The organism is Treponema sp. OMZ 857, assembly GCF_024181085.1.
Lineage (GTDB): Bacteria > Spirochaetota > Spirochaetia > Treponematales > Treponemataceae > Treponema.
The window spans coordinates 89,981-114,063 of record NZ_CP051147.1 but is presented as its reverse complement, the minus strand read 5'-3'; the positions used below and the strand labels follow the sequence as shown (position 1 = coordinate 114,063).

General features: G+C 39.8%; 24 protein-coding genes and 1 tRNA gene. 13 read left to right on the top strand and 12 right to left on the bottom strand.

Features of this window, described 5'->3' with window-relative positions:
* Positions 1-7: 7 nt before the first annotated feature.
* Positions 8-628 carry a TM1812 family CRISPR-associated protein gene (locus tag E4N66_RS00490; RefSeq protein WP_253728508.1) on the bottom strand — a complete coding sequence of 207 codons (621 nt, stop codon included), beginning with the start codon at positions 626-628 and terminating at the stop codon, positions 8-10.
* Between the two features lie 314 nt (positions 629-942).
* Between E4N66_RS00490 and E4N66_RS00485 the strand changes: the two genes are divergently transcribed.
* Complete coding sequence (locus tag E4N66_RS00485) at positions 943-1,599, top strand: MBL fold metallo-hydrolase (RefSeq protein WP_253728506.1); 657 nt, start codon at positions 943-945, stop codon at positions 1,597-1,599.
* Between the two features lie 14 nt (positions 1,600-1,613).
* Here the strand turns inward: E4N66_RS00485 and pbp4b are convergent, their stop codons facing one another.
* From pbp4b to E4N66_RS00445, 8 genes are all read right to left on the bottom strand, one after another.
* Positions 1,614-3,596 (bottom strand): penicillin binding protein PBP4B, encoded by a 1,983-nt coding sequence (pbp4b, locus tag E4N66_RS00480; protein ID WP_253728505.1) that lies wholly within the window; start codon positions 3,594-3,596, stop codon positions 1,614-1,616.
* Entirely contained in the window at positions 3,571-4,623 is a 1,053-nt protein-coding gene (locus E4N66_RS00475) for an SPOR domain-containing protein (RefSeq protein WP_253728503.1), read from the bottom strand. The genes pbp4b and E4N66_RS00475 overlap by 26 nt, the downstream gene beginning before the upstream one ends.
* A gap of 52 nt (positions 4,624-4,675) precedes the next feature.
* Complete coding sequence (locus tag E4N66_RS00470) at positions 4,676-5,005, bottom strand: hypothetical protein (protein WP_253728502.1); 330 nt, start codon at positions 5,003-5,005, stop codon at positions 4,676-4,678.
* Between the two features lie 21 nt (positions 5,006-5,026).
* Positions 5,027-6,397, bottom strand: a complete 1,371-nt coding sequence (gene miaB / locus E4N66_RS00465; protein WP_253728500.1) for a tRNA (N6-isopentenyl adenosine(37)-C2)-methylthiotransferase MiaB — start codon at positions 6,395-6,397, stop codon at positions 5,027-5,029.
* Positions 6,398-6,452: 55 nt separating this feature from the next.
* The gene (locus tag E4N66_RS00460; RefSeq protein WP_253728499.1) at positions 6,453-7,868 is read right to left on the bottom strand and encodes a D-alanyl-D-alanine carboxypeptidase family protein; all 1,416 of its coding nucleotides are present in this window, start codon (positions 7,866-7,868) and stop codon (positions 6,453-6,455) included.
* 43 nt (positions 7,869-7,911) lie between these two features.
* Positions 7,912-8,814 carry a peptidoglycan DD-metalloendopeptidase family protein gene (locus E4N66_RS00455; RefSeq protein WP_044014504.1) on the bottom strand — a complete coding sequence of 301 codons (903 nt, stop codon included), beginning with the start codon at positions 8,812-8,814 and terminating at the stop codon, positions 7,912-7,914.
* 227 nt (positions 8,815-9,041) lie between these two features.
* Positions 9,042-9,635: a CDP-diacylglycerol--glycerol-3-phosphate 3-phosphatidyltransferase gene (gene pgsA, locus E4N66_RS00450; protein WP_253728498.1), complete on the bottom strand. Its 594-nt coding sequence runs from the start codon at positions 9,633-9,635 to the stop codon at positions 9,042-9,044.
* A 160-nt stretch (positions 9,636-9,795) separates the two neighbouring features.
* Complete coding sequence (locus E4N66_RS00445) at positions 9,796-10,560, bottom strand: BamJ family beta-barrel-assembly machinery protein (RefSeq protein ID WP_253728497.1); 765 nt, start codon at positions 10,558-10,560, stop codon at positions 9,796-9,798.
* 93 nt (positions 10,561-10,653) lie between these two features.
* Between E4N66_RS00445 and E4N66_RS00440 the strand changes: the two genes are divergently transcribed.
* The 9 genes from E4N66_RS00440 (at position 10,654) to E4N66_RS00400 (ending at position 17,276) form a co-directional block, all read left to right on the top strand.
* Positions 10,654-11,088, top strand: coding sequence for a hypothetical protein (locus E4N66_RS00440; RefSeq protein ID WP_253728496.1), 435 nt, complete (start codon positions 10,654-10,656; stop codon positions 11,086-11,088).
* Positions 11,089-11,152: 64 nt separating this feature from the next.
* Complete coding sequence (locus tag E4N66_RS00435; RefSeq protein WP_253728495.1) at positions 11,153-12,088, top strand: helix-turn-helix transcriptional regulator; 936 nt, start codon at positions 11,153-11,155, stop codon at positions 12,086-12,088.
* Between the two features lie 36 nt (positions 12,089-12,124).
* The gene (locus tag E4N66_RS00430; RefSeq protein ID WP_253728494.1) at positions 12,125-12,538 is read left to right on the top strand and encodes a DUF3784 domain-containing protein; all 414 of its coding nucleotides are present in this window, start codon (positions 12,125-12,127) and stop codon (positions 12,536-12,538) included.
* Between the two features lie 111 nt (positions 12,539-12,649).
* Entirely contained in the window at positions 12,650-13,432 is a 783-nt protein-coding gene (locus E4N66_RS00425; RefSeq protein WP_371922425.1) for an ABC transporter permease, read from the top strand.
* The gene (locus E4N66_RS00420) at positions 13,413-14,435 is read left to right on the top strand and encodes an ABC transporter ATP-binding protein (RefSeq protein ID WP_253728491.1); all 1,023 of its coding nucleotides are present in this window, start codon (positions 13,413-13,415) and stop codon (positions 14,433-14,435) included. Before E4N66_RS00425 ends, E4N66_RS00420 begins: the two co-directional genes overlap by 20 nt.
* A 41-nt stretch (positions 14,436-14,476) precedes the next feature.
* On the top strand, positions 14,477-15,268 hold the full coding sequence (locus E4N66_RS00415) for an ABC transporter permease (protein WP_253728490.1): 792 nt from the start codon (positions 14,477-14,479) through the stop codon (positions 15,266-15,268).
* A 265-nt stretch (positions 15,269-15,533) separates the two neighbouring features.
* On the top strand, positions 15,534-16,097 hold the full coding sequence (gene efp, locus E4N66_RS00410) for an elongation factor P (protein WP_162664678.1): 564 nt from the start codon (positions 15,534-15,536) through the stop codon (positions 16,095-16,097).
* Positions 16,098-16,479: 382 nt separating this feature from the next.
* Positions 16,480-17,052: a hypothetical protein gene (locus tag E4N66_RS00405; RefSeq protein WP_253728489.1), complete on the top strand. Its 573-nt coding sequence runs from the start codon at positions 16,480-16,482 to the stop codon at positions 17,050-17,052.
* 152 nt (positions 17,053-17,204) lie between these two features.
* A tRNA-Gly gene (locus E4N66_RS00400) sits at positions 17,205-17,276 on the top strand.
* A 10-nt stretch (positions 17,277-17,286) separates the two neighbouring features.
* On the opposite strand, the gene E4N66_RS00395 is transcribed toward E4N66_RS00400, so the two are convergent.
* Genes E4N66_RS00395 through dnaN form a run of 3 tightly spaced genes read right to left on the bottom strand, consistent with a single transcriptional unit; the run spans position 17,287 to position 19,962 of the window.
* A complete protein-coding gene (locus E4N66_RS00395; RefSeq protein WP_253728488.1) occupies positions 17,287-17,751 on the bottom strand; it encodes a DciA family protein in 465 nt (154 codons plus the stop codon).
* Positions 17,752-17,776: 25 nt separating this feature from the next.
* Complete coding sequence (locus E4N66_RS00390; RefSeq protein ID WP_253728487.1) at positions 17,777-18,853, bottom strand: DNA replication/repair protein RecF; 1,077 nt, start codon at positions 18,851-18,853, stop codon at positions 17,777-17,779.
* Positions 18,854-18,858: 5 nt separating this feature from the next.
* On the bottom strand, positions 18,859-19,962 hold the full coding sequence (dnaN, locus tag E4N66_RS00385; protein ID WP_253728485.1) for a DNA polymerase III subunit beta: 1,104 nt from the start codon (positions 19,960-19,962) through the stop codon (positions 18,859-18,861).
* A gap of 345 nt (positions 19,963-20,307) precedes the next feature.
* On the opposite strand from dnaN, the gene E4N66_RS00380 reads away from it, so the two are divergent.
* Genes E4N66_RS00380 through E4N66_RS00370 form a run of 3 tightly spaced genes read left to right on the top strand, consistent with a single transcriptional unit; the run spans position 20,308 to position 24,004 of the window.
* Positions 20,308-21,450 carry an N-acetylneuraminate synthase family protein gene (locus E4N66_RS00380; protein ID WP_253728484.1) on the top strand — a complete coding sequence of 381 codons (1,143 nt, stop codon included), beginning with the start codon at positions 20,308-20,310 and terminating at the stop codon, positions 21,448-21,450.
* On the top strand, positions 21,450-21,875 hold the full coding sequence (locus E4N66_RS00375) for a J domain-containing protein (protein ID WP_253728482.1): 426 nt from the start codon (positions 21,450-21,452) through the stop codon (positions 21,873-21,875). The genes E4N66_RS00380 and E4N66_RS00375 overlap by 1 nt, the downstream gene beginning before the upstream one ends.
* The gene (locus E4N66_RS00370) at positions 21,872-24,004 is read left to right on the top strand and encodes an LTA synthase family protein (RefSeq protein WP_253728481.1); all 2,133 of its coding nucleotides are present in this window, start codon (positions 21,872-21,874) and stop codon (positions 24,002-24,004) included. Before E4N66_RS00375 ends, E4N66_RS00370 begins: the two co-directional genes overlap by 4 nt.
* Positions 24,005-24,083: the final 79 nt, after the last annotated feature.

Here is a 24,083-nt window from a genome sequence, read left to right as displayed (position 1 = left end):
AAACATCCTATAAAGAAAAGAATTCATCTAAATTTTTTCTAGCTTCTTTTCCATCACTGGCAACCATAGAATTTGTAAGATTATTCAAATAATATAACGATGTTACATCAAATAGTTCCGGTGAACAAGCTTTATTGTCTTGGCCAAAACTTACTTTTCCATATACGACACTTTTAACATCACAATTAAGAAATTTTTCGGCAAATGAAAGTACACACATAAGAATCATCGGCAACGGTTTTGGACCAAAAGTAATGTCAGCAAATATTTGACTGTTTTCTTCGACCTTATCCAGCATCGCTTTTAATCTGATCTCGTGATTATCTTTTGTTTCTTTGAATTCTAAATCCAATGTTTCGTATGATATCTTTGCACCAATATCTTCGTTTATTGTATCCAACTCTTGCATAAACAGTCCGCAATTCTTACCACTGTTTCCTGCTTTATCAATGGTTCGAAGTAAGACAACCTTAATATCATCATTTTTTTTAAGAGTTTCAGCAATAATTGCATTGATTGGAAAAACAACAGGCTTTGAATAGCCTGAATTGATATTTCCCGTTCCGGCATAGACCATTGCATCAAGGTCTTTTTTCATTGGAATATCACAAAAAATAATTCTTTTCATATCACATTTCTCCTCTAAACATTAGTTACTCTATTTTAGTGCCCAAAAAAGATATAGTTGATACTTTTATTTATCTTTCTTTTGAAAAGATGTAGGTAGATGCTAGGAGTGTACAAAAAACACTCACCATCCGTGGCGGTACTGATACCTTGCCAGCAAATGTACATCCGTGCACATTTGCTGGCGGCGAGTCTTTGCAAAGCAAAAACGTCGCAGATGTGCCGTATATTTCAAAAGGACTCAATATTGTTTTAATCCATAAAATCGCCTATATTATTCTCAAACATCCTCAAAGCTTGTAAAAGGACTTTATCATGGAATATTCAATAGAAAAGTTTGAAACCGGCTACCTTATGGTCAATACATGGGTATTCCCGTTGAGCGAAAAAAGCGTTGCCGTCATCGATCCCGGCGGATTGAGCCCCGAATTATCCCAGTATTTAGATAAACTTCATCCTACGCATCTTGAAATTATGCTGACACACGGACATTTTGATCATGTCGGCGGCTTGCCTGCTCTCGTACGGAAGTATCCTGATTACCGCTTATGGATTCACGAAAAAGATGCTGCATACCTCGGTGAAGCAGCTACGGCGACTCATCTAAAAAGTTTCGGTCCGCTTCATGTCCAAAAATTGATTGAACCGTTGGAAAAAAATCCGCTCCCCGAACCGACGAATTTCTATAAAGACGGCGATATTGTCAACGGTTTTACCGTACTGCATACACCAGGCCATACACAAGGGTCTGTTTGTCTGTGGAACAAGGAAGCCGGCATCCTTTTTAGCGGGGATACCCTTTTCTACGGCTCTCGCGGCAGAACCGATTTACTTGGCGGCAATGAGATGCAGATATGCCAGTCGCTCAAGCGCCTTTTTAATGAATTACCGGGAAGCACGCAGGTGTATCCGGGGCACGGCTCAAATACGACAATTGAATTTGAAAAGAAATATCAGGGGGCGTACGTGTAAACGCGCTCCCATTTCTATATCCGACCGTCAACAACTTTCAGAATCTGTGCTGTGGTTTCAGTCTTTAGAAATGCTCGCAAGCCGGCAGACTTTCGAGCGCGTTGCTTTACGATTTTCATAATTGCCGCAAGATCATTGATATAGCCTTGGTTGTTAAAGGCTGAAATTTGTTGCAGCATTTCATATTTCTTTTCGGCAAGTTCGATGAGCATACTCTCCAGCTGCGCTTGCGTCGGCTGACGAAAAGCCTCGTAAATAAGTGCCGTGATCGCTCCATATCGTTTTGCCAAATAATAATCGCCCTCGAATCGGCTGTTACGGGTGTTATGCGCCGGAACGGTATTTTTTGCATTGGTTAATAAAATAATAATAAGATGTTCGGCAGGGTCGATAACCGTCAGTGTTCCCGTCCAGCCGGTATGTCCGAAGGTTCCGGCAGAGGCAAAAGGAGAAAACGCCCAGCTGTATTCCTGCACGCCCTGCCGCCGCCACCCAAGCCCGATACTTGAAACAAGGGATTGCTGCGCCGTAAAATACCCTGCAACGGCCGGATCGAAAAACCGCTTGACGCCATATCCGCCGTTATTCAGCATAACTTGTGCCAATACCGCAATACTTTCCGCATTTGCAAATAATCCTGCATGACCGCTAATCTCTTCCATCGCAGTATATGCTTCAGAGTCATGTACGGTTCCATGAATGAGTTCCGTTGTTTGCACACCATCAATAGCCGCTTGTGAGCGCGGTTTTGCACGGATTTCCGTTGCAGCAATCTCGTCAAGTGTGAAACCTTGACGGAGCGGTGTAAAGCAAATCCTATCTAACCCAAGTGGATGATAAAAATTGTTGACAACATATTCCGCCAGCCCCATCCCTGTTATCTTTTCGATAATATAGGTGAGCAGCATATAATTGATATCGGAATAGATCATTGCCGTCCGCGGCGAGTACACAAGCGGAGTCTCCATAATCAAGTCAAAGGTATGTTCACGATTGTTTTTTTCTGAAGCATTTTTAAGTTTCTCTATTTTCAGCGAATAGGGTCTTCCGGCAGGAAATCCCGACTGATGGGTTAGAAGATCAAACACCGTAATATCCGTCTTTCCTTTAATTTTGCTTTTCTTAGCATCAGTAAATTGCGGAAAAAAGTGATGAACGGTATCGGTTAATGCAAGCTGCTGTTCTGAAATCAACTTTTGAACGACAAAATTAACCGCATACATCTTTGTATTGCTTGCAAGGTCAAATAAAGTCTTTTCCGTTACCGGAGTAACCTCATCCAGCAGATTGCCTGCGCTGTCAACCTTGCTGATGGCGCCATAAGCGCTGTTTTTAATCATCATGCCGTCTTTAATAATAACGAGTTGTGCTCCGGGGAATCCCACCTCCGTTTCTGCAGTAAGCAGCTGATCGACTATTTCGAGTGTTTCTTCCGAATACGACACATTTTTCTGCTGTTTCTTTAAACCTTTTTGTGAATTTGAAAGCGGCAAAATAACAGGGTAGGGGATCTTTACCTGCAATGAATGCTGCCCTTGAACTGTACTGTTTTCGGCAGGAGTAAGCGCCGCAATATAGAGCATATTTCTACCGTTTTGAATATACGGTGATACATCAAAGCACATCGGTTTATCCGTACAAATGGATTTTGCCGGAACTTTTCTATTATTGATGTATAAATCGAAAGAAGCAAGTCCATGCGCCCAAAAATAAATGTAAGCCTGCCCCTTATATGCGGTAAATGCAAGATAATTATTCGGCAAAATAGAATCATCGTAGTCCTTCATCGGAATCGGAAAAGTCTGCTCAACCTGCATCTGTGCATCAGCAGAAAATACTGCTTCAATCATTCCTGCCATATCGACAGGTAATAAACTGTTAGTTTTACGGGCAGAAGTAGAAGCGCATCCTAAAAGGTTGAAGAGAACCCAAGAAATGATAACAACTGTACTAAATAGCTCAAGAGAAACTCTATGGGAAAATCGGGAAGGCTTCATATCCGGCATCCTTTAACCGGAGCCCCATATCTCCGGCAGCGTTCTCTTTAACAAGTACCGCAAAATAGACGGTGCCGCTGGGACGCGTTTCTTCTTTTATAATGGGAGTAAAATGTTTTTTTTGCAAATCAGCGGCAAGCGCTTCCGCATATTTTTTTGTCTTATAAAATCCAAGCTGATAATAGGAAGGTTTAGCCTGCGTTTCGGAACCCGCTGCTGCTTTTAAGGATTGTGCAGAAGCGGCCTCGGTTTTTGATGCAGCGCTCGATTGCACTGAAGCTTTTGTCGCTTCCGATGAGGCGCTTGTTTTAGAGGGTGTGCTTGTTTTAGCAGCTGAACCGCCGGCTATCGCTTGTTGAGCAAGTCCGCTTCTCGGCATTAAATACCAAAAAGTTGACGGCTGTACGGTAACGGTTCCATTCACCGCCGCCGCTTCCATACCGGAGGGGAAGTCTTTCAGCAGCCGCTGCTTTGCATCCTCATCACCGTTAACCCACCAGAGTGTAAACAGCAATGCAGGATGATATTCCGAAAAAGATTTTTTCTTGGTATAGGCAGTAATAAGCGGCACTGCTCGATCAGCTCGGTCTTCGGCGAGCAGTCTCCACGTGTCATACACGGCGGCTCTCCGGTAATATGGATCTTCGTCGCTCACCGGTAGCGCGGCAGCAATTTCACTTAACAGGCTGCGGGCAGAATCCAGGCTGCCGCCGCAGAGCAACGCACGAACCGCATCCAATAAAAGCGCAGTCTTTTTATCGGTAGTATCGAACCCCGCGGCACGCTGATAACACTCCGCGGCATTGGAATAATTCCCGTTATGCTCTTCATAGTCCGCCAAAAGCGTCAGCGCTTGAACTTTTGCCTGAGCATTCGGGAGTGTTGCTAAATTTTTTTCAAAGAACTGTCGAACAGCCGCATCCGTCTTTTGTGCAAAAGCTTTTTGCGCCAAAGTCTGGACGCTGGACTGTAAAGCCGGTTCTGAAGGTTCTGCAAAGGCTCCGGTACCGGCATTTATAATCATCATTGCTCCGGCGACAATAAAAGAAAAATATATTTTTCTGAATTCGGAACAGCCGCTACGCATCCTGCTTTGCCGCTCCGCTCTCTTCGGAATTCTTCTTTTTCCCGAACCAACGGCGTTTTTCAGGCTTTAACTCAACTTTTGCAACATCATGATATACGGCCGCTTGCTTTTCAGCCTTCTTCATCTTATGACGGCTGCTGATAAGAAAGGGTAAAACCGCAATATTCCCAAGCAAAAATGCAAACAGCATACTTAAAAAAATCGGCACATCTTTGAATACGTGAAAAATTACGGAAATATCACACCGATTCGATAGATTAAAGCCCATGAACAGCGCAAGCATCAGCATTACAATAATAAAATACAATAACTTTCCCGGCATTATATCCTCCCCTGGAAATCCTTACACGACAGGGACAGCCCTAAACGTTTTCCCTTTTATGGATTGTAATTGAACTTTCATAAAATGTCCAATATGTTTCGGGTCGCATTTTTCCGCAAGCACAGCCATCTCACCCTGTTCGGTATGTCCGAATAATTCATCCGGATTATTTCTTGACTGCGATTCAACCAACATCATAACGGTTGAACCAACCCGTTGCTGCATTTTAAAATCGGTAATACGCTGCTGCAAATCAATAACCTGCTGCAGCCGGTTAATCCGCTCGGTATCGGGAATCCGGTCGGGGAAATCGTATGCTTTTGTCCCTTCACGCGGGTTATAATGATACATAAAAGCCGAATCAAACTGTACCGCCCTCATCAAGTCGAGTGTTTTTTCAAACTCTGCCTGTGTTTCTCCCGGAAAACCGATTAAAATATCGGTTGTCAGTGCAATGTTCGGTATCCGCTTACGGAGCTTTTCAACAATGATGAGGTATTGCTCAACAGTATACCGCCGATTCATCCGCGCAAGAATTTCATTAGAGCCATTTTGTACCGGCAAATGGAGCGATTTACATACCCGTGAATCCTCCGCCATTACCTCAATCAGCTCATCAGACAAATCCTTAGGATGGTTTGAAATAAAGCGTACCCATTTAATAACGTCCTGCTCTGCACACGCGGCTGAAACAGCACGAAGCAAAGACGGAAAACTCACGGCTGCTCCCGTAGCAGGGTCAACTCCATGATACGAATTGACATTCTGCCCCAACAGCGTGATTTCCCGCACATTTTTCCCGCTTAAAAATCGAATCTCATCCAAAATACTTTCAACCGGACGAGAAATTTCCCTCCCGCGAATATAGGGCACAATGCAGTACGTACAAAAATTATTACAGCCGTTCATAATCGGTACAAAGCTTTGAAAAGCGCCTTCGGTATACGAACATTTGGAAAAATGATAGCGCTGTTCATTACTGGACTGCGGGTTAAGCGCCATAAGCTCAGCGACACCTTCCTCCGTGCCTTCCCAAAGAGTTTCCCTTTCAACCGCATCGAAGATTGCCGTAAATTGATCCCGTTCAAACATCCCGACGACATAATCAAGCAGCGGGAATTTTTCCTTTATCTGATCATGTAACCGCTGTGCCATACAGCCCATCAAGACAATAGTAAAATTCTGCTTCTTTTTCATCGCGGAAAAAAGACCAAGGCGCCCGAATACACGGGTTTCAGCGGTTATCCGCACCGAACAGGTATTCACAATCAGCAAATTACAGTGCTGTATATCTTCGGCAGCCTCCCAGCCGCGTTCCCGCAAGAGCTGTTCCAATGCCGCAGACTCGGCAAAGTTCATTTGACATCCATACGTTTCAATAAAGTATTTCAAAATATGTATTCCTAAAAGTCTCTAAAAAGAATATTAAAAGCGTCCTATTCATATTTTAGCGACGGTTTAAAAAGCGATGTAATTTTAACGCAAGATTATCATATTTCCAGCGCAGGGTGCTACCCTTTTCAAGCGTTTTGTTTGCAATAAGGGGGAATTCAGCAAGCACCAGCGTTTTTTTGTCAACATCCGTCAAGAATTGCACCTTTCCGATTTTTTGTCCTGCTGCAATGGGAGCAGCAAGGCCAGCCGGCACAAGTATACGTGGATAAATTTCAGCAGTATTCTGTACCATACCGTTTAATTCAGTATTGGAAAGCGGAACGGTAAAAGCTCCGTTATTTCCGCTCGGATCGTTCAGCAGCGGCAGCAAAGCCGTTCGGCGAGCCGGCTCTTTTGCCCCAACAACGGGAATAGCCGGAATATCTAACGGAAAGTTCTGTGCATATCTTGTGGAAAAATGAGAAAAAGCCCATTCCATCAGTATTGAACCGTTCTCTTCCCGGAGAGCTTTTCCTTCCTCCATACTTTTACCGGCGCCGCCTAAAATAACCGCAATAAATCGGGCACCATTCCGCTGTGCGGTAAGCGCAATATTAAAACCGGACTCATAAATAAATCCCGTCTTAATGCCGTCGCAGCCGTCCAGTTTACCCAACAGCGTATTTGTCGCCGGCTGACGGATAATTGCTTGCGGTTTCAGCATATTATGCGGTTGCGGATAGCTGAGCTCCCGCAGCGAATGAAACTGTGCAAGGTGGTCGGGATATTTCCGCACATACACCGCACAAAAGCGGGCAAAATCGCGAGCCGTTGTGCGGTTATATTCGCTCAAGCCGTTTGTATCCTCGAAGTGCGTATTTTGTAAACCGAGCGCCGCGACAGCCTCATTCATCTGCCGAACAAAGGTCTCCACAGAACCTGCGGTATGCATTGCAAGTGCCACCGCCGCGTCATTACCGGAAACAACCGCCATACCCCTCATCAGCTCCTCAACGGTTACTCGTTGATTTTTTCCCAAAAACATTAGGGACGAGCCTGATGGAATATTTACCGCCCACGATTCTGTAGGCGGCGTGATAGTGTCGGTCAAGCTGATTTCTCCCCGCTCAACAGCCTGCATCACCGTATACATCGCAACGAGCTTTGTTAATGAGGCCGGCGGAATACTTTGATCGGGATTTTTTTCGAACAAAAGAGCTCCGCTCGCCGCATCCATCACAACAGCGGAACGGGCGCTTATTGCGGCCGGCTGCGGGATACCTTGCGTACAAGATGCAGCCTGTAATAGAGCAGGGGTATGAACAGAGTCGAAAACAACGCCCTGCCGTACTTGTCCCTCCGGCTGTATAGTCAGTAATTGCGTGCCTCGAATATACAGTGCAATACCCGAAGCAGCGATCCAACCGGCCGCTACGGCAACGGCTATGAGAATATAAAAACCGATTTTATGGGATTTTGTATTAGTCATGTGTCAATAATTATTGAAGTTGCAATCTTTCAATAGCGTGAGGCTAATTTAACAGGCCGGCAGGGTTAAGCGTCGCTCCGTTTCGATAAACGGTAAAATGAAGGTGTGGGCCCGTACTCATTCCGGTGTTTCCAACCGTCCCAATCTTTGAAGAAACAGAGACAAAACTCCCTTTGGAAGTGAGAATCGTATTAAGATGTCCGTACAATGTTTGATATCCCGAATGATGACGAATCATTACATAATTTCCATATACGGTGCTGTATCCGGTCGCAATAACGTGTCCGTTCAATGCCGCATAAACGGCAGTACCCTTAGGAGCAGCCATATCCATACCGTTATGGAAGCTCCGCTGACCGTTTAGGAACGGATTATCACGCCAGCCGTAACGGGAAGTGATATAGTAACTGCTATGCAACGGCCTTCGGAAAAGGTCGCCGTTAATTTCCTGCAAGGTAGCCCAATCAAGCTTTGCATCAGGCAAAAAGATAACCGAGGCTGCTTCTATTGTATTATCAGTCAGAGTATTGACTGTCGCGAGTTTTTCCAAGGAGATTTTGTATTTATCGGCAATAGATTCGGGCGTATCGCCTTTTTTTACCGTGTAAGAAATACCGTCTATCGACGGAATCTTTAATATCTGATCAATTTGTAATGCCCGCGTGTTTTTCAGTTTATTAAGGCTGATAATTGCATCCTGACTCACCCCATATTCAGCAGCAATGGTGCCGACCATATCGCCTTGTTTTACCGAATACGCCCGATAATACAGCGACTGAGGGGTGGAAGGTGAGTCTTGCTCTTCCGGCAGTTCAGCAGGGAGAGAAGTTCCGCCTCCTACACCATGGTCAAAAACATCATTTTTGCCGCTATCGGATAACCATAAAACGAAAAATACGGAAGCGAAACATATAATACCAAAAATAAAAATACGCGTTACTTTCATTGTAATAATCACTTAGGCCTATTATAGTAATTATACCTGGCATTGTAAAAAAATCAAGGGAACTTTTGCAAATAGGCGGGGCATCTACTGCGTTACTGCGCAAAAATTAATCCTCAACGTATCAAAGATACGCCTGCGGTTAATTTTTGCTCGCGCCTTGTATCTGCCCCGCCTATTTGCAAAAGCGCTGGATATGCAGAACCGCTACGTACGGCGTAACAATGAGGTCAATTTTTGGACTTGCCACGGATACTCTTCCTATATGATACAAGGTAATCGATAAAGGAGCCGACCGACAATAAGGCAGCAATCCAGTAAATACCTTTGTTAATAATAATCATCATATCGGTAACGGTTTTTTCTGCAAGCGAAAATGCAATTAGCAGTTCAATAAGCAGCGTAAAACCTTCGGCAAGAATATAGCATACCGTTTTAGTCTTACCTCCTTTTTTCGCACCGATGGTAATACCGTTGCCCCGTGCAAGCATCCGTAAAAATAAAATATTTAACTCACGATATAAAATAATGATAAACACAGGCAGCGGCACATAACCTGACAACATAAACGCCAGCAACACAGTCAGATTGGCAAACACATCTGCAAAAGGATCGAACAACTTACCGAAATCGCTTACTTGTTTCAATTTACGGGCATAATATCCGTCTAAAAAATCAGTAAACTCCATATAAATAAACAGCGGTATAAGAATAAGCATTACCGTTTGTTCAGATATTCCTACATAACGCGGAAGATAATAAATACAAATAAAAAGAGGAGCAGCAACCATTCTTGTTGCGGTAAAAAAATTTGCAATATTCATAATTTGACTATCCAATATCGACACGGCTTTATCACATTATTTACTTGTTATACCGAGCCTTTCTGTTATTGATTATCGGCAGTAATTCACAAAAAAAAAGCCGTCTGATATCAAGAGACACCTGTTGATATCAGACGGCTTTTTCTGTCAGTTTTTATGCTTACTCTGCCGGTTTTCCTGCTTCCGGCGGGAGGATTTCCAATAATTCAACTTCAAAAACTAATGTTGAATTCGGAGGGATAACCTGCGAAACACCGCGTTCTCCATAAGCACTCTTAGAGGGGATATAAAGCTTATATTTTGAACCGACCTTCATCAGCTGTAAGCCTTCCGTCCAACCGGGAATAACTGCATTTAACGGAAATTCAACGGGGTTCCCGCGGTCATAGGAACTGTCAAAAACCGTACCATCAAGCAAGGTTCCTTTGTAATGTACTTTTACCGTATCGGTAATAAGCGGAGCAGCACCGGTTCCTTCAGTTACGACCTCGTATTGTAAACCGCTTTCGGTTGTCTTTACACCATCTTTTTTTCCATTTTTTTCCAAAAATTCGGTTTCTTTCGCCAAATTTTCTGCAGCCTCTTTTTTATAAGAAGCTTCGCTTGCCCGTTGCAATACCTTCTGCGCAGCAGCAATATCTACTTCTTTATTCTTTTCGACATCCTTTAAACCTTTTACCAATTCACCGTAATCAACATCCAGTTTAAAGTCCTTAAGCGATGTACCCATCATAACGCCGAACGCATAGCCGACTTCTTTTTTCGTCGGAGGAGGAAGCTCTTTTTCTTCCTCTGTTTTTGTTTCTGCAGCATTAGCGCCTTCCGCCGGAGTAGCAGTTTCGGTTGCTGATTGCTTCTTACAGCTTATTGTAAAAGAAAATACAAGAAGTGCTGCGGCAATAATCGATAAAATCTTTTTGTTCATTTTTCACATCCATAAAAATAATAAAATTAAGTTTTATGACGATACTAACAATGACTAAAAAAGTCAATCTTTTATAGTAGAAATGGAGAAAAAATGCAGTTTATCATTATTTGCATTATATATGCTCTAGTGCTTACAGTTCTCGGCTCAATTACCGTCAAAAACTTTTTAAATATGAAGGCAAAAGACGACCCGCTACACCGACAATACTTTTTTACTGCGCTTATTTTTTTAATCATCCTTATCATATCTTTTATTGCAATTCTTCTAAAGCTGAAAAGAGATATATTTATCGGTGACGGATCAGGCTCGGATATCTTTATAGGATATTCAGATAAAACCGGCTATGGTCTTATAGGCTTTATCATCTTAATGATCCTTGGAATAGCAGCAATCATCTTATTTGATCGGTTCTTCCTCAAACGAAGATCAAAAACCGAGCAAGAATACCGCAGACGCCGAAAATTAGCCATTGCTGTTGCTATAATTCTGATCGGAATAATCGCAGTGCTGAGATTGATTTGGTAACAAGCACGGTTTTATTCGTGCGGATGATTTTATACCGCCGAGAATGTTGACTGAAATTTTATTTATGAAACTTGAACGGCTTCTTGAAACAATTATCTATTTATTAAATCATGAAAAAGTCTCTGCAAAATACTTAGCCGAGTATTTTAATGTATCGGTGAGGACTATTCAGCGTGATATGGCGAGTATCGCTGAAGCCGGTATACCGGTGTATACATTAGGCGGAAGGTACGGCGGTTATGCCGTTTTAGAACATTATAAAATAAAGAACCTCACCGTCAAAAACAGCGAACAGCAAATCATTGTCAATGCGTTGGAAAGCCTTGCAACGTCATACACAAACGAGAGGTTAAACTCTTTAATCAAAAAATACAATGCAATTATCGAAAAAGGAGACGGGCAAAAAGTCTTTTGGGATTTTAGTGTTACAAAAGAAAATAAAAAAGTACAAGATTTCAATCTACTGTTGGAAAAAGCTATAAGCGATAAAAAGTATATCGTATTCGATTACCGTAATTCAGAAGGAAAAAGTTCGCATATTTGTGCGGAACCGCTTGCCATTCATTACAAATGGTATGCGTGGTATTTGTTTACATACCTTAAAGAAACAAAAGAGTATCGAACTTTTAAAGTTGCACGGATTCAAACGCTTGCCCTCTCAAAAGAAACTGCCGCTGCAAATCACGGCGATATACAGCAGAGGATGAGAGAAGCCGAACTTGCGTATTACAAGACCTGCATTGATATAGAAATCGTTTTTTCCGAAGCGGAAATTCCACTTATCGAAGAGTATTTTCCCGACTCTGTTATCGAAACGCTGCCGTCTCAAAAATATAAAACCCATATCCGTGTTCCTGCAAAAGAACGATTGTGGAAGGCCTTACTCCTCAGCTTCGGGAATGCGGTTACCGTCGTATCTCCAAAAGATTATCAAGCGGAACTTGTAAAAACAGCAAAAAATTTTTTAGCTAATTATGATAATGCTCGATTTTGCTTATGAAATGAATGAACACGCTAAAGTGCTCGGAGGTGCTTTATGTTATATATTATTTTAGTATTAATATTCCTTTCATTCGCCGGCGGCGGTATTATAATTAGAGAATTAAAAGCATACGACTTAATAGCAGGGTACAATACTATGCCGGATGAAGAAAAGGCACAATATGATATTGAATCGGTCGCAAATCAGTTAGGTATACTATTATATTTTTTTGCGTTATTAGCTGCAATTGTAATGATATTGTTTTATTTTGCTCACCTTTCTTTACCAATGAAAGAGCTAATAATGTTTTGCTATGTAGCAATTATTTTGTTTATACTAGGTATAGCTATGTTGGTATTTAATAAAAAAAATATTCGTAAAATTCTTCCGGTTTTCATTATTTACAATGTTGTTATGATAGCATCATTAATACCGGCTTTCTTGAAGCTGATGAAAAAACTTTTATAAAAAAATGTAATTTTTTTTATCCAATTACGACAGATAGCTGTCGCCGTGCTGTGATAGTATTCGTTGCAATTTATTTTAAGCCGGCTTCTTACGGAAAGAACGTACAGCGTAATGAAAAGATATCTTCTACTATTATATTTTAAAGGTTCCCTTATGAACCTACTGGAATATAAGTTTGATGTTATAAGCGGCGGCACCTTTGAGCTTGTATGGCTTTTTATGTATATCATTTTTATAGACACGATTTTTATTCATACTAACACGATAAACGGGTGGGATAAATATCAAATGCTGATGTTGACTTTTCAGGGCGGCTTGACGGACTCTGTGTTTACTTTTGCGATAGTACCGGGATTAAAAAGACTGCCCGAAATGATCAATACCGGAACCTTGGATTTTATATTATTAAAACCGTTAAATCCGCGCTTTAATATTTCATGCCATGCATTCGACATTCCGCAAATAAAAAACATCGCCATCAACACTATCGGTTTGATATATTGCCTTATACAATTGAATATCCCTATCACACCGTTAAAAGGAGTGCTGTATATTCTGCTTTCACTGAATGGCCTTTTTTTAATTTATTCGATTATGTTTATATTGATGAGCCTTGCTTTTTGGTTTATGCGGATGGATATTGTCATGGGGATAGGCTCGGAATTAATTACTATTGGAAATAAACCGATGCAAATATATCCGAACGTGATTCAAAAAATTCTAACCTTTGTTATTCCCTTGTTTGTTTGCTTTAATTTCCCTGTTCTGTTCATCGTTAAACAATTATCTGTGCGCGCTATGTTCTATGCTTTTATCTTAAATATACTGTTTTTGTTATTATCGAATTTTATTTTTAAAAAAGGAGTAAAGCGTTATGTCGGATCAGGCAGTTAAGAGCGAAAAGATTATTGTTGCAGAAAATATTTGCAAAAGTTATACGTATTATAAAAAAGAGGTAGGGCTGAAAGGCAGTATTAAAAACTTGTTTAAACGTGAAAAATTGTATAAGCCTGCGGTAAAAAATCTTTCTTTTCAAATTAATCAGGGCTCGATAACGGGGTTAATCGGTTTAAACGGCGCGGGAAAAACGACGACCCTTAAAATGCTATCCGGTTTAATACTTCCGACGACAGGAAATCTGAGTGTCTTGCAGCATAATCCCTTTGAAAAGAAAAAAGAGTATCTGCAGCAAATTTCGATGGTGATGGGAAACAAGAGTCAACTTTGGTGGGATCTACCTGCCGTCGATTCTTTTGAACTTAATAAAACAATTTATGAAATTGAAGATGCCGACTATCAAAAAACACTGCACACAATGATTGAAATACTCGGTGTAGAAAAACAGGTAAATGTTCAAGTGAGACGGCTGTCGTTGGGGGAACGGATGAAGATGGAATTGATAGCGGCTTTAATTCATAAACCGAAACTCATTTTTCTTGATGAACCCACAATAGGCCTTGATGTCATTACGCAATACAACATACGGGATTTTTTAAAGCACTATTGCAGTACGTATCATGCGACGCTTATACTAACAAGTCATAATTTTAACGATATTGTTTCCCTTTGCAGCGAATTGATTTTGATAAATAACGGAGAAAAGATATACTCGGATTCTTTTCTCGATTTTAAAACAAGGTTTCTCAATAAAAAATATTTTATCCTCAAATTAAAATTTCCGACAGCTGAAAAAATAATAACTATGCTTCAACAAAAAGGAATCGGCACTGCAGAAAAAACAGCTGACGATACGGTAAAAATTTCTGCGGATTCAACTGAAAGTTTAGATATACTAAAAAATATTTCCAATGAGTTTATTGAAGATTTAAGCGATATTACCATTGAAAATATATCCATGGAAGATGTCATCAGAAAATTGTACAAGCCAGATGAGTGATTTTTTAAGACACTATTTTTAATTCACTATAGGAAAAAATTATGAATATCTATTATAAAATTTTTAAGATAAGCTTAGCAAATCAATTGGAATACCGAGCAAATTTTATTTCCGGATTTTTGTTTTCGCTCGTTCCTTTTACCGTTAATGTCTTATTGTGGCTTGCCGTTACTGCTCAGAGCAGCACCATTCCTCTTGAAGCAAGCGGAATAGTGTCGTATTACTTTTTAACATTAATTACATACAATATTACTTCGACAACTTCCGTATTCAAAATTTCAGATGATATAAGAGTCGGTTCTCTCAATCAGTATCTGATAAAACCGTATAACTATACATTGTATCAACTTGCCGTCGATTTACCGTATCGTTTTGTTTTTATTGTTATGAATGCCCTTCCGATTACGGTTTTATATTTTGTGTTACACGGATATTTTGTATTTATGCTATCCGTATGGAAGATTGTCTTTTTTGCAGCTTTTTTAGTTACAGGGTATCTTATCAACTTTTTAATTGATTTTTTGATAGCGCTCTATAGTTTTTATTTTTCTCGAGTTTCTTCACTGTATACCTCAATACGGGTACTTAAAAATATTTCCGCCGGTATTATTTTCCCGCTCGTCCTTTTACCAAAATCCGTATTTACCTTTTTAAAAAACCTCCCCTTTGCCTTTATCTCTCATATTCCGGTAAGCCTTTTACTTGATGATATGCCGATGCATTCCGCTCTTTTTTCTTTATGCAAAGCATTCGGCTGGATAACGATCCTTGGTATATCGTGTACAATGGTGTGGAAAAGAGGGATGAAACTCTATGCTGCCTATGGGGGATAGTGTTTCAGGGCAACCGCATTAAAAATATTTTCAGCGGTGTTTTGCCAATCTTGTATAAGTTAAAAAAAACTGATATTATTTTTTATTCGGTATATTCAAAAAAATTATTTGTGAAACAGACTTGTATATTAAATAAATCATTATACAATAATGATTTATAAAATTTACAGATAGTTCAGAAAAGAAAATCCTTTTAAATTATCACTTTTTGAACTTCCCTTCACACAGATTTTGAAATACTAATTTATTTTATATGAGGTGAAATATGATTAGAGGCGGCGATATTGCAAAAGGAACGGTATTATTACACAAAGGTAGTCCGTATTTAGTAGTCGAACGGGAATTTGTAAACCCCGGAAAGGGAGCTGCATTTGCTCGTGTTAAAATGAAGAATTTAAAAGACGGGGCTGTTTTAACCCAAACAATCAAAACGGCCGATACCGTAGAAGACGCAACAGTAGATACACACAAAGGACAGTATCAATACGAAGACGGCGAAAGCTATCTCTTTATGGACACCGAAAGCTATGATCAAATTTCAGTTCCTTCAGACATCATAAATGATAAAAAATACTATCTGCGGGAAGGTGATGAATACGAAATCCTTATTTGGGAAGGTAACCCTATCGATGTAAAAATTCCTGCAAAAATGGTGTTTGAAGTTGCAGAAAGCGAAAACTATGTAAAAGGCGATACCGTTTCAGGAGCAACAAAGCCCATCACTACTGAAACAGGCCTTGTAGTTCGTGTTCCGCTCTTTATCAAACAGGGTGAAAAGATACTGGTTAACACCGAATCGAATGAATATCAAGAACGTATCAATTCATAGTTATTTCCAAGAACTTTAAATTTAGCTGTAATATTAATAAAAAGCCCTTCAAATATTTGAGGGGCTTTTTTATTTGTGCGGAGGATTTAACTTCTCGTCACTGTACACTATATGCTCTGTATCAAGGCTATTTCTTTTTATAAGTTTCGCAAACAGCTTTTCTTAATGTTTCACGTGAAACATTTGATAAAAGATTGTAATAAAATATCTATTCATTAATTATTTTATTTTTTAGCACGCTTTTCGTCAATTTAACTATAATAGTAACAATATAAGTCATTATTGTTAAAAAGTTTATCTTGCTAATTTTTGAATCTCTTTTTTTACTTGACATTTCGATAAAGAGAAGATAATCTAAAAAAAATATATATCAGGAGGATATATGAAAAAGCTACTTTTTATTAGTATGTTTGCACTTTTAGCGAGCTCATTCACCTTCGCTGCGGCAAAGGGTACCGGCGGCGGTAATGGTAACGGAGGAAAGGATAAAATAGGCGGATATATCGGTTCTCCGTTCGGTTTATCTTATTCACATGAATTTAATGATTTGGTTGAATTCGATTTAGTTGCCGGTTATAGCGGTCTTTTTAGCTGGAATCATATTGATATTCAACTTGGAGCTCTTTTTACGGTATGGGATCCGGTATTATCAGGTCTTGGCAATCAACACTGTCCATTATCATTAGGTCCGGTTATTGGAGGTAGTTTTGACTTCTACACCGTACCATATTATGGGGGAACCTACAAAGGTGGCTCAATATACGTTTTATTACCGGTTAGATGGGAATTAAATTTTGGAAATATCCCTGATTTTAATATATTCATTGATTGGGCTCCGGTCGGTGTTTCCATTAATTTCCATCCGGATTATTATGATGGTAGGATACACACTTCTGTATGGTATGCTACTCGCTTCGGTATTGGTTTAAGATACCGTATTCCAGGTAAAAAGTAAAAAACTTAAATTACCATGGGGATGTTCCCAAAGTTGGTTACTTTCGGGACATCCCCATTAAATTTTTTACTTCTTTTACCATTTCTTCATTAAAATTATTAAATTGATATCTTGACGTACTATACTAATAGGTGATACTCTTTAAAAGTTCTGCGGATGTCGTATAACGGCTATTACCCGAGCTTCCCAAGCTCGTGACGGGGGTCCGACTCCCCTCATCCGCTGTTATTTATTCTAATCTCTTTCTCTAATAGACATCCTCAATCTTTCAAAGGCTTTTTGTACTTCTTGCGGTAATTCTGTTTTTACAACATCATCAGTTTCTATCGACGTTTCCTGCTGTATTGATAGTCTGTCAGCTTTTTCAGTCACCTGTTGCTTATCGGGAACCGCTCTACCGCTATTTTCAGTATTTCGAAACTGATGAGAAGTCTCATAATGCGATGAAACAATAACGGAAATATTCTTAACTCCCAGTTGAGGATATCTTTTTTGAAAGTTTCGCAAAATATATTTCTTGTTTAATAAAATCTGCTGACTCCAACCGGGGTGATCAACTTCAATAACCGCCGTTTGATGTTTTATATCGATTAGTTTTGAATGGGTAGCTTGCTTCTCTCCGACAATAGAAGACCATGACGAATATACTTCCAATACTTTTGATTGTTCAAAAAGCCCTACCTTATCAAGATAGTTCATAATCAACTCTGAAAGCTTTTTTACGTCATTCTGCACGAAAGCTGCCCTCCGAGACAATATACACACGGCTTTTTTCGCGTATGTAGTTTTGATACGGCTCACCCGGAAGGAATGTACAGATAAGCTGGTCATAACGAGGTAAATGCTCGGTAAAATTTTTTCGTTTTTCAGGATCAAGTTCCAAAAGAACATCATCCATCAGCAATACCGGCAACCGTTTTGTCTTTTCCGTATAAAAAAATGCCTGAGCAGCTCTCAAAACAAGCGAAAGTAAGCGTTGCTGCCCCATCGAAGCGGTTTGTACAAAAGGCTTTTTATTGCGGATAAAGCGTATCTTATCGCGATGAGGCCCCGACATACTGGTATTCATTGTAAAATCAAGCTGGCGTTTTTCTATTAATGATATTAACACTTCATCAAAATTCGTCGATTTCCACGAAGGGCTGTAATCGATCATCACGAAATCTATCCCACCAATATTTTCATATAACGAAGAGAATATATTATTGAACGATTCAATAAGTGCACGGCGTTTTTCTATAATTTGTATGCCGATTGGGATAAGTTGCGCGTCAATAACGTCCAGTATTTCACTCTTTTTTTCTTTTAATACGAGATTTCGCGATTTTAATAATTTTGTAAAGTTCCGTAGAATATCGATATACGAAGGATCATATAGAGAAAGAGATTGATCGATAAAAAAACGGCGGCGCTCCGGCGCTCCTGTCGCAAAATCCAAATCATCATGACAAAAAAGAATACAAGGAATAGTTGAGATAAAATCTTTTCTGTCGTGAATTTTCTTTAAGTTTTTTTCTATGATTTTTTTTTTATCTTTTGAAATAATTGATATTCTATGACTCCGTTCTTCATTTTCTTTAAATAAGACACGGATACTATATTCATTGGTATTTTTTTTATATATTTCCGCTTCGTTTCTGGTTCTAAAGGAATTTCCATAAGCGGCAAGGTATAACGCTTCCAGTAGGTTTGTTTTACCTTGCCCATTTTGACCGACTAAAAAAACTTCAGGAGCGGAGAGGTCAATTGCCTTATCCTCAAGGTTCCTGAAGTTGTAAGGAGAGATCGACAAAAACGGCACAAATACTACTCCATTTGCATCGGCATAATAATATGGAAGAAATGAGTATCTGTTTCCGGCCGTAATGTGATAGCCCGCATCGGATCGGTAAATTCTATGCGGATATTTTCCGAACCAAGTACCTTGAGCGGTTCTTCAAGATACATATAGTTTAAGGCGATGGTTATTTCTTCACCCTCGTATTTACAAGGAATTTCTTCGTTTGCTGTTCCAAGTTCATTTTCATTTGACGTGATGGAGAGCGTACCGGCAGAAATTTTTAAGAATATCCGTTTGGATTTTTGTTCTACAAGTAAGGCAACTCTTTTTAAAGCCTGTAAGAAATCATCACATTGAGCTTCAAAGTGATGTTCTTGAGATTCGGGAATAACTCGTTCATAGTTCGGGAATTGACCGTCTATTAAAACCGAAGAAAAGTTATAAGCATTGAAGCGGAAGAATATGTTTTTTTCGCTTATTCCGATAGAAATCATACCTTCTTCCGAAGATCGACGTTGCACAATAGAAAGAATTTTAGGAGGAATGATACTCCCTTTAAAATCAGGTAAAGCAATCCCAAAATCATGTTGAATAAATGCTAATCTTCTGCCATCGGTAGCTGCAAAAATCAGATTGTTTTCTTTCTTTTCCATGTAGACGCCGTTCATAAAGTAACGTGTTTCATCATCGGAAACAGCGAAAATCGTTTGAGTTATCATTTCTTTAAATTCTTTTGCAGGAACTTCAAAGAATTGAGTATTTGAAGAATCGGTAAAAGGAGGAAAGTCGTTATCTGATATGGTTTTAAGAGAGAATTTTGCTTTTTTGCTGATAGAACGGATAATGAGTTTTTGATCTTTTTGTTCCGCTTCTATTTCGCCGGAAGGCATTGAAGCGATAATACTGGTGAATTTATCGCAGAATACGGTTGTTGCACCTTCTTCGGCAACATCGACGGGGATTTTTGTTTCAAAGGCTACTTTTATATCGGTTGCACGGATTGTCAAGCTGCCTTCTTTTGCTATGAGCAGGACATTTGATAGTATGGATATTGCTGTTTTGTTTGAAATGATTTCTTGAGCAATAGCCATTTCTTTTAGTAAAACTTCTTTAGTAAATGTAAATTTCATGATTTCTCCTAAAAAGAGGTTATCTTTATTATAATATAAATTTAGTAATAGTAATAGTAGGCACTGTGAATTTCTTGATATTTAGGTTAAAGCATTGTTTAGCCGTTAGTTAGCGTTTGAATAATGATGTTTGAATTGTTCACAATTTGTATCATTATGCACAGCTGAAAAAGATATACACAGTAGAATGAGTCTTATAAACAAGTTTTACATCGATTATGCAGAGGTTATGAACAGTGGAGAAAATAAGGAATTGACGATTGAAATAGCTTGACTGAAAAGCTCTGCTACTGAAAATTTTTTGAGATATACAGGATTGGCGGTTTTTACTATACTAAGCTCAGTATGATAAAAGCGTTTACGGTAGGAAAAAACATATTTTCATCGCAAGAGCATGTGTTGATTATTGCGGAGATTGGGACGGGGCATAACGGCAGCTTGCAGAAGGCGAAAGAATTGGTAGCGGCTGCTAAAGAAAGCGGAGCAGATGCGGTTAAATTTCAGATTGTATATGCGGATGAAATTTTGCATCCCGATACCGGTTTTGTGAATTTACCGACCGGAAGGATTCCCCTCTATGAACGCTTTAGAGGGCTGGAGTGCAGTATTGATTTTTACGGTGAATTGGCACAGTACACACATAAGCTTGGAATGCTTTTTTCAGCTTCGGCATTCGGGCTTCGTTCCGCCGATGAATTGCGGCAGCTTAATCCGGCTTTTATAAAAATTGCGTCGCCGGAACTCAATCATTTTCCGCTGCTTGAACGCGTTGCTTCATTCGGACTGCCGGTTATTCTTTCGACCGGTGTTTCTCGGCTTGGCGATATTGAACGTGCCATAAGCTGTTTGGAAAGCAACGGCTTGCCTGCCAATATGCGGGCGTTGCTCCATTGCGTAACGGCGTATCCTGCGCCGGAAACGGATTATAATACGGCTGTGCTGCAATCCTTATCGATGTTGTTTAACAGTCCCGTCGGTATTAGCGATCATTCGCTTGATCCTGCTGCAGTTCCGATAGCAGGGTTATTGAGCGGCGCCTGTATTCTTGAAAAGCATATTTGTCTTTCCCGCAGTGATGCCGGTCTTGATGATCCTGTCGCATTGGAACCCGCACAGTTTTTGCAAATGTCAAAAATAGTAAGGGAATTAACCGGTAAATCCGATGAAGATATTTTTAAGGCGGCACAAGCTTACGGCTATTCTAAAGATTTTCTACAGCGCATTATCGGTGACGGTGAAAAAAAACTTGCTGCTGCGGAAAAAGAAAATTACGGTAAAACGAATCGTTCGCTGCATTATGTAAAAGATTTACAGAAAGGTGCCGTGCTGAAAAATAGCGATATTGCCGTTTTACGAACCGAAAAGAATTTAACGGCCGGAGAGTCTCCTGAGTATTTACATTATTTTATCGGATCGGTTTTGCAGAAAGATGTTACCGGAGGTTCCGGTGCTGTGTTTGATGATATTATAGAGAGGAAAATGCGATAATGTCGGATTATTACGAAACCCTCGGCAGTTTGCTGCGTGATCGGCTCGGCACGGATGATGATCCCTTTGAACAAGCAGTAGAAGGCCGGCAGGGTAGATACCGAAGTGCCGGAAATAAAATAGAACGGCGTGTTCCTAAAAAAAGAACATACAAAGAACCTGAACAAAAGGTTGAACCGATACGTATACCCGTTCCCGATGCTTTAACGGAAGATTTTGCCGTTCTGCAAGTGCTTCCGGGTGTTCCGCTTGATTATTGCAAAAAAGCATGGAAACACTTATTGAAAAAATACCATCCCGATGTCATTGCCGAGGAATCTGCACGGCAACAAGCTGCGTCTATTGTCCGAAGGATAAATCGTTCCTATAAGCGTATCGAAATATGGTTTTCAACCGGTAAGGTTCAGGATTATGACAGTTTATGAGCTGCGTGTATAACTATTTATTTCAGAAAGTATTGTTACCGGCAGTACGTTTGTGTTGGATATTCTTTTTTCTTCTTTTACCGGCGAAGGGGCTGATTGCAGAAAATATCTTTTATGAATTCGGGCCTAAAACGGATAAGGTTATTGTCTTTACCGCATCGGCAGGTAGTGATAATCAAGCTACTGCTATAACCCTGCAACTGCAAAAATATGCGCAAAAATTATCCGCTGAGGCGCCGGATACTCATATCATTGTTGCTATTACGAAAAATGATATTTCCGAATTACCGGTTGATGTTCCCGTAAAGCGATACGAGGGGACTAAGACGTTAATTCAGACTTTGATCACATATCCGAATGCCGCTGTATGTCTTGTTGCCCCCGATAAATCCGATGGCGCGCGGATTGTTACGGGAACATCGAAAGGTACAACCCCTGCATGGTTTCTAAAAGCGGTATACGCCTCTTTGGAACAAAAAAATATTCCTATTGACTTTTATACTAATGCGGTTGTGTTTCACCGTCTCGGTTGGCTGCCTGATGACCCTGCTTTACAGCTCTATAATGAGGCGAATATTCCAGCGATAAAAATAGAAACCGGTGCGGATTTATCGGATTTTTTCTCTTCGGTTGCGCCTGCAGTTATTCAGAGTATGAGTAACGAATGGGATACTCATTATTTTGTTTTTAAGCTGCATAAAAAACTTGTTGTCATTAATGAGCAGCATATAGTTATAACGCTTATCGTATCGTCAATTATATTCTTGCTATGGTTGGTATTTTTTAGTTTTTTATTCGGGAAAAAACGGGATCAACATGTAAAAGATTTATTTAAATTGTGGTGGATGCCGCTCTATTTTTTCTTGATCAATTGGCTTAGTTTTTTCTTAGGTTCCAAGATAACGGAAGCACTTTTTTACCTGCGTTTTTCGTCTATAAGTGAGCTGAATTCATTCCCGTTGACAGCGCTATTGATTAAATATGTGTTTGCATTGTTTTTTATGTTTACCGTTACCGCATTTAATAAATTTATTCCACTTCCGGCAAATCGTTTTATTTACGGATTTATTGCGCACGCGGTTTGTTTATTAAATATTTTTATTTTTTCATTTTTTAACCTTTCGTTTTCAATCATCTTTATGGCCATTTATTTTGTATCGTTAGCTGCCTATCATTTTAAAAATATTGTACTGCAAATTATATTTATCGTATGTCTTTTTTTACCGCTTATGCCGTTTGTAACGCATATTATTCTTTATCGCGAATATATGTTTCATATCATATTTTTTATCAACCTTGCATCAGCATGTATTTTTGTTCCGTTTGATCTGTTTTTAATCAGGCTTGGTCTCAGTATTGATAAGAAAAGAAAAATTACTAAACCGTTTTTTAGGATACCGATTCAATGTAAGGTTATGGGCGGGCTGTTTCTTGTGTTAGTGCTTTGGGTATTTATTATGCCGGCAACAAGGAATACCGTTCATAATCGCTGGATGTTGATTCAACACCTTAACGGTGATGAAAGCAGTGTTGTAAAAAAATATATCGATTCTCCGGCGGAAGAAAGCATAACGGATTATACCCGTGGCAATACACAGGGTACAGCGGAAACTGCGGATAGTTTTTTAACTGTTCGTACCTCATTTGAAAATTACTTTGAGCGCAGCATCGGGGCTATTACCATTGATTCGCCGTTAAAAATTGAAGCATTTGCCGTAACCTTGAGCGCAGTGAATGATATTGCAATTTTTGAATCCGATGTTCGATTTGAACAAAATGCTTCCGGCGATACGGCAACGTTTGTATCTTCTCCTCGCCCGAATTTTCCGGTTGTTATTCATTTTTCAGGTAAAAAAGATGCTGCCCTTACACTTTCGGTTGTGGTGTGGTCAAATGATAATCCGTTTGAAATAAAGGTGCCCGTAGATAATTCCAAAGATGCTGTCGGTAAAACGGAAGCGATACCGTTCCTCTTAAAGATAGAGAAAACGCTGCATATTACGGCAGAAGGAAAGGGTAACGGGAGTAAATCTGTATTTATGGTTTTTGCTGGAATCAACAACCTCGGCGCAGAGCATCGGGATATTAAAGCCTCCGCACGAATAAAAGTGGTATCAAATGTACACTGATATTGGACTAACATTACTTTGACGCGCGACGTAAGTCAGACTTCATTGTTGGGTGTGAAAAGTATAGTATTTTAAGCAA